The sequence below is a fragment of the Halanaerobium sp. ST460_2HS_T2 genome (assembly GCF_003337665.1).
In the GTDB taxonomy this organism is placed as follows: Bacteria; Bacillota; Halanaerobiia; order Halanaerobiales; family Halanaerobiaceae; genus Halanaerobium; species Halanaerobium kushneri.
Genome location: NZ_QPJF01000001.1, coordinates 72,016 through 78,332, shown reverse-complemented (window position 1 = coordinate 78,332; position 6,317 = coordinate 72,016). Strand labels below are relative to the sequence as shown.

The following is a 6,317-nucleotide window of genomic DNA, read 5'->3' as shown; positions in this document are numbered from 1 at the left end:
ATTTGAAATCGTAGAAGGCGATCGCGGCCCACAAGCTGCTAATATCGTTAAATTATAAAGCATAAATAGTTTTATGAATTTAAGGCTCTGTTCATTCAATTGGACAGAGCTTTTCTAAACTATTAACTTTATTTACCGGATTCAAAAATAGGATCTAAAATTGTAATTTAGAATACAAAAAGTATTTGAGCGGCTAAATGCCGGTCTATAAAAGAGAAAATAAAAGCAATAAAAAAATAATTTAAAATAATGGTTGACAGGAGCATTTAATAATGCTAAACTGTAAAAGATGGAAAACAAAAACAAGTAAGACTTCCATCGAGAAAAATTAGGAGGAATAATTTAATGATTTACACAGGAACAGTTAAGTGGTTTGATGGGAAAAAAGGATTTGGATTTATTGAAAGAGAAGACGGAGACGACGTGTTCGCACACTTCTCAGCAATTCAAGAAGACGGTTTCAAAAACCTTGAAGAAGGTCAGGAAGTAGAATTCGAAATCGTAGAAGGCGACCGCGGCCCACAAGCTGCAAATATCGTTAAGTTATAAAGCATATAAAAGTTTTATAATCAAGAATTGTAAGCCCTGATTACTTTTTTAAGTGGTCAGGGTTTTTCTAATTATAGAAGCTAAATAAAAAATTATTTAATTTTTTGAGTTATTAAGTCAAATTCATTAGTAAAAAAATAAGGAAGTTAAATTTAACTTTATAAGAGAAAGGGTTTTTAGTGTGGATAAAAGAGAAATAATAAATCTGGCAGTTATTGCTCATGTTGATGCAGGTAAATCAACTCTGGTCGATGCTTTTTTAAATCAGAGTGGAGTCTTTAGAGAAAACGAAGAAGTTGTAGACTGTATAATGGACAGCAATGATCTTGAGCGTGAGCGTGGTATTACAATTTATTCTAAAAACTGTGCTATCGAGCACAATGGAGTCAAGATCAATATTGTTGACACACCAGGGCACGCGGATTTTTCCTCTGAGGTAGAGCGGGTTATTAAAGCAGTAGATTCTGCAATTTTAATAGTAGATGCGACTGAAGGCCCGATGCCGCAGACCAGGTTTGTTTTAAAGAAATCTTTGGAAAAAGGAATTAAACCAATTGTTTTCATTAATAAAATAGATAAAAATAATCAGCGAGCAGAAGAGGTACATGATGAGATTATTGATCTTTTCATCGAGCTTTCTGCCGATGACGATCAGTTAGAATTCCCTGTGATTTATGGAATTGCAGTTGAAGGAAAGGCATTTTTTGAGCTGGACCATGAAAGTGAAAACTTAGATCCGCTTTTTGAAACAATTATTGAGAGTGTGGAAAGTTATCCTGATTTAGATGAAGAGCCCCTGCAGATGCAGATTTATGACCTTGCTTATGATGACTATCTCGGTCGAATTGGTATTGGCCGCGTTTATCAGGGAACACTTAAAGATGGTCAGCAGGTTGAAGTCTATAAGCGTGATGGCTCAACTAAAAAGGGTAAGATAACTAAGTTATCTGTATATGAAGGTTTAAAACAAAATGCAGTTGAGGAAACACACAGTGGAGAAATTGTCTCAATTGCCGGGCTTCCAGATATTTCAATTGGGGAAACTGTCTGTGAAGTAGGAAAAGTTGATCCCCTGCCGATGATAGAAATTGCTGAACCAACTCTGGCCATGTATTTTCTGGTAAATGATTCACCATTTGCTGGCCTGGAAGGTGAATATCTAACCACCCGCCATCTTAAAGCAAGGCTGGAAAGAGAACTAGAAGTAAATGTAGGCTTAAGAGTTGAAAAAGCTGAAAACACTGAAGCATTTAAGGTTTCAGGACGCGGGGAGCTGCACCTTTCAATTTTATTAGAAAATATGCGGCGAGAGGGTTATGAGGTTTCAGTATCCAAGCCTGAAGTTTTAATGAAAGAAATTGACGGCAAAAAACATGAACCTATTGAAAAAGTAATGGTCGAGCTGCCGGAGAAATATTCCGGAACGGTAATTAATAAATTAAATCAGCGAAAGGGAATCATGCATTCTATGATGCCCGAAGGTGATTATGTACATTTAGAATATCTGGTACCAACCAGAGGTCTAATTGGTTTTAGGAGTGAATTTATCAATGATACCAGTGGTGAGGGTACTCTGATTCGCTCTTTCGAAAAATATGAGCCTTTTAAGGGTGAAGTTCCACAGCGTAAAAATGGTGTTTTAATCTCCAATCAGGAGGGGACTGCTATGGGTTATGCCCTTTCTAATTTAGAAGATAGAGGCGAAATGTTTATTGAACCAGGTACAAAAGTTTACGAAGGAATGATCATTGGCCTACACAGTCGTGAAAACGACCTGACAGTAAATGCCTGTAAAAATAAGAAGTTGACCAACGTGAGAGCTTCCGGTTCTGATGATTCTATTAATCTGGCACCTGCCAAGAAGTTTACTTTAGAGCAGGCTTTAGAGTTTATAGAAGATGATGAGCTGGTTGAAATCACCCCGGAGGCAATTCGTCTGCGGAAAAAGATATTAAATGAAAAAATGAGACTTAGAAATAATAAATAACAAATACTTGCATTAACAATCCGGCTGGATTAAATTCTGGCTGGATTTTTATTACTGCTCAATTAATTGAATAATCAAAAAACGCTAGAAAAAATATTAAAATTGAGTTAAAATTTAACTATCTTTTGTTTTGAGGCAGGAATATTTAGATTTAAATAGAATGATATATAGTAAGAGGAAGTATTCTGTTTTACTGAAATTTATCAGTAATTGTTCTTGACAGAACTTGATATGGGATGCTATACTATTAACAGTAATAATTATCAATAATTGGAGGTATGTAAAAAATGGTAAATAATGATCAAACAGCTCAAAATTTACGTTCCGCTTATGCTGGAGAAAGTATGGCTTATCAGCGCTACATAGTTTGGGGCGAGAAAGCTAAAGAAGAAGGTTTCGAAAATGTAGCTTTACTTTTTAAAGCTATCGCCAATGCTGAGCAGGTTCACGCTGGTAATCACTTTAGAGCACACGAAAATGAAGAAGGTGGATTTTTAGTTGCTGGTGGAGGAGAATTTGGTTACGGTACTACTTCCGAAAACCTTGTTGGTGCTATTGCTGGTGAGGAAGGCGAAATTGAACAGATGTATCCTGCCTACAGTTTAGTTGCTAAAGAGCAGGGAGAATCTGATGCAGTACGCTCATTTCACTATTCTCTAGAAGCAGAGCAGATCCACGCTAAGCTTTTTAGAGATGCTAAAGAGCATGTTGATAATGGTGAAGATATTGAATTAGAATATGTAAGCATCTGTCAGGTATGCGGCCACACTGTGGTAGATGGTGTACCAGAAAAATGTCCTGTTTGTGGAGAACCAAGCTCCAAGTTCCGTAAATTTACTAAGTAATTAATTGCTGAGTTGATTAAAATTTTTCAATTACTTTGATGATATAAAGTAGATTTAGTTTATTAAGTAATTATTAAAAACTATAAGGAGGAATTTAAAATGGGTTATTATGATCTTAAGAAGTTAGAAAACACTGGAGAAGATAAGACAGCCTTAGAAAAGAAGCATGTTCCTTATATTCAATGTCCTGATCAGGTAAAAAAAGGTGAATATTTTGAGGTAAAAGTTACTTTTGGTAAAGAAATTACTCATCCAATGGGTACAGATCACTATATTCAGTATTTTGATCTCTATGCCAATTATGCAAGTCTGGCCAGAGTAGACTTTACTCCTGATATGAAAGCAGAAGCAACTTTAACAGTTAAGTTAGAAGAATCCTGTGACTTAAATGTATATGCATTCTGTAATCTGCACGGTCACTGGGAAGGCTCAAAATCTATTGAAGTTGTAGAATAAGAAATAAAAAATAAAAATTAAGTACTTAATTGCCGCCCTTTATGGGCGGTTTTTTTCATTTTATAAGAAAAATTCAAAAAATATATTTACAAAAAGCTGTTGATCTGTTATACTTTATTTAAACAATAATTTAATTAAATAAATAAATATTTAAAAATGGAGGTGCTGAAAATAGAAAAGTTAACAGAAAGGGAAAAAGAAGTTCTTGATTTGATTAAAAAAGATGCCACAGTCAGCAGAGAAGAAATAGCAGCTCAGCTGGAGATTTCAGAATCAGCAGTCGGAACCTATATTCATCATTTGAGCACAAAGGGCTATCTTCTGGGAAGAGGTTATATCACTGCCCCTGAAAGAAAAGTTGTAGTTGTTGGAGGGGCTAATCTGGACATTAAAGGTTACAGCCCTAACTATATTAAGGGAAGCTCCAGTCCAGGCTGGATTGAGGAAAGCTCCGGTGGAGTAGGACGTAATATTGCTGAAGATATGGCACTTTTAGGCCAGGAAGTAGTTCTACTGACAGCAATTAGCAGTGACCATTTTGGACAAAAATTAAAAGAAGAGACCAAAGATGCAGGAGTAGATATCTCTCATTTTAAAATTTCATCTGCTCAGGAGCATAAAACAGGAGTCTATCTGGCCCACCTTGATCAGGAGGGGGATTTAATCGGGGCAGTAAATGATATGAGAATTTTAAAGGAAATAGACAGCAATTATCTCCGGGAAAAGCGAAAAATAATTGAAACTTCTGCGATGATGATTTTTGACACAAACTTAGAAGAAAAAACAATTAACTATCTTTTAGAACTATGTTCGGAAAAGAAAATGGTCAAAATAGCTGATGCAGTTTCTGTGGAAAAAGCACTTAAATTAAAAGGTAAGCTGGAAAAAATTGATTATTTAAGAGGAAATCTGGATGAAATAGAAGTTGTTCTGGATATTGTAAAGATTGAAGAATCCGAGAATAGCCGTAAGTTAAGTCTTAAAAATAGAGTCAAAAGAGTGCAGAACTTTTTTGAAGATAATAAATATCTGCCAGAATTAATTATTAGTACAGGTAACGATGGAGCTTATTATTTAAGTCACGATAATGGTTCAGCTAAGTTAAAGCATTTTAAGGCAGCAGAGATTAATAGTGAAGAAATTGTAGAAACTACCGGGGCAGGAGATGCACTTACAGCAGGCCTGGCTGCCGGGATAATGAATAAACTGCCGCTGGAAGAGGCTATAGAACTTGGAATTAAGGCTTCAGCTTTAACAGTAAAATCAGAGTTAACCTGTAACCCAGATCTGGCAGAATTAAAATAGAAATTTTGACAGAGGTTTAGTTTAAAAGAAATTTATTAAAATAATTGGAGGTAAAAAATGAAAAATTTAGAGAAGTATTTAGAAATCAAAGATGAGGTTAAAGAAGCAATTGAGGCCGGTAAAGCTGTTGTAGCTTTAGAATCAACAATTATTGCTCATGGGATGCCCTATCCTAAAAATATAGAAACAGCTTTAGAAATTGAGGATATTATACGAGATAATGGAGCAGTTCCAGCGACAATAGGTATAATTGATGGTCAGATAAAAGTGGGGCTGACTAAAGAAGAAATCGAGTTTTTAGGAAAATCAGATGAAGTTGTGAAAGTTAGCAGAAGAGATTTTCCTGTAGTGCTGGCAGAAAAAAGACATGGTGCTACCACGGTTGCTGGAACAATGATTGCAGCCGATCTAGCAGGAATTAAAATCTTTGTAACTGGTGGTGTTGGTGGAGTTCACAGAGGAGCCGAAAAAACTTTTGATGTTTCAGCAGACTTAGAGGAATTAAAAAAGACTTCAGTCGCTGTAATTGCTGCAGGAGCAAAATCAATTCTTGACCTTGGTTTAACTCTGGAAAAGTTAGAAACCTTTGGTGTTCCTGTGCTCGGCTATCAAACTGCAGAATTACCTGCTTTTTACAGCCGCCACAGTGGTTATAACTGTGATTACCGCTTAGAGAACCCCGAGCATACAGCTGATATTTTAAAGGCGAAATGGGATCTGGGACTAGAGGGGGGAGTTTTAATTGCAAATCCAGTACCAGAGTCAGATGAGATTGAATACTCTGTAATCAACGAGAAAATTGAACAGGCTCTGGCTGAAGCTAAAGAAAATGAGATTAAAGGTAAGGAATTAACTCCATTTCTTTTAGACAGAATTAAAGAAATAACTGGCGGAAAAAGTCTGGAAACAAATATATCTCTGGTTAGAAATAACGCAGTAGTAGGCGCCCAAATTGCCAGAGCATTTGCAAATAAAATCTAGTAAAATAAATATTATAAGTTAAGTGATATTACTATTTAAAACCACTGCGAGAGCGGTGGTTTTTCAATTTGTAATTAAATTGACATTAAACGAGTTAAATCAGATGATAAGATATAATTACAGGGTATATAAATAATAACTATTCTTGATTGATATACTTATATTATTGTGATAATATTAATTAAAAGATGCAG

Annotated in this window: 6 protein-coding genes; all 6 read left to right on the top strand. The window is 35.4% G+C overall.

Annotated elements, in window-relative coordinates; genetic code table 11:
• Nucleotides 1-348 precede the first annotated feature (348 nt).
• The 6 genes from DFR80_RS00360 (at nt 349) to DFR80_RS00335 (ending at nt 6,123) form a co-directional block, all read left to right on the top strand.
• Complete coding sequence (locus DFR80_RS00360; RefSeq protein WP_202943528.1) at nt 349-549, top strand: cold-shock protein; 201 nt, start codon at nt 349-351, stop codon at nt 547-549.
• 181 nt (nt 550-730) lie between these two features.
• Complete coding sequence (typA, locus tag DFR80_RS00355; RefSeq protein WP_114488873.1) at nt 731-2,536, top strand: translational GTPase TypA; 1,806 nt, start codon at nt 731-733, stop codon at nt 2,534-2,536.
• Nucleotides 2,537-2,823: 287 nt separating this feature from the next.
• Complete coding sequence (locus DFR80_RS00350; protein ID WP_108142576.1) at nt 2,824-3,381, top strand: rubrerythrin family protein; 558 nt, start codon at nt 2,824-2,826, stop codon at nt 3,379-3,381.
• A 99-nt stretch (nt 3,382-3,480) separates the two neighbouring features.
• Entirely contained in the window at nt 3,481-3,837 is a 357-nt protein-coding gene (locus DFR80_RS00345) for a class II SORL domain-containing protein (RefSeq protein WP_114488872.1), read from the top strand.
• 156 nt (nt 3,838-3,993) lie between these two features.
• The gene (locus DFR80_RS00340; RefSeq protein ID WP_114488871.1) at nt 3,994-5,142 is read left to right on the top strand and encodes a PfkB family carbohydrate kinase; all 1,149 of its coding nucleotides are present in this window, start codon (nt 3,994-3,996) and stop codon (nt 5,140-5,142) included.
• A gap of 57 nt (nt 5,143-5,199) precedes the next feature.
• Complete coding sequence (locus tag DFR80_RS00335) at nt 5,200-6,123, top strand: pseudouridine-5'-phosphate glycosidase (protein ID WP_114488870.1); 924 nt, start codon at nt 5,200-5,202, stop codon at nt 6,121-6,123.
• The last annotated feature ends 194 nt before the right edge of the window (nt 6,124-6,317 follow it).

Excerpts from the sequence above, each read along its gene's own strand:
- DFR80_RS00340 (WP_114488871.1), top strand. The coding sequence starts at position 3,994 with ATGGAGGTGCTGAAAATAGAAAAGTTAACAGAAAGGGAAAAAGAAGTT.
- DFR80_RS00350 (WP_108142576.1), top strand. The coding sequence starts at position 2,824 with ATGGTAAATAATGATCAAACAGCTCAAAATTTACGTTCCGCTTATGCT.
- DFR80_RS00335 (WP_114488870.1), top strand. The coding sequence starts at position 5,200 with ATGAAAAATTTAGAGAAGTATTTAGAAATCAAAGATGAGGTTAAAGAA.
- DFR80_RS00345 (WP_114488872.1), top strand. The coding sequence starts at position 3,481 with ATGGGTTATTATGATCTTAAGAAGTTAGAAAACACTGGAGAAGATAAG.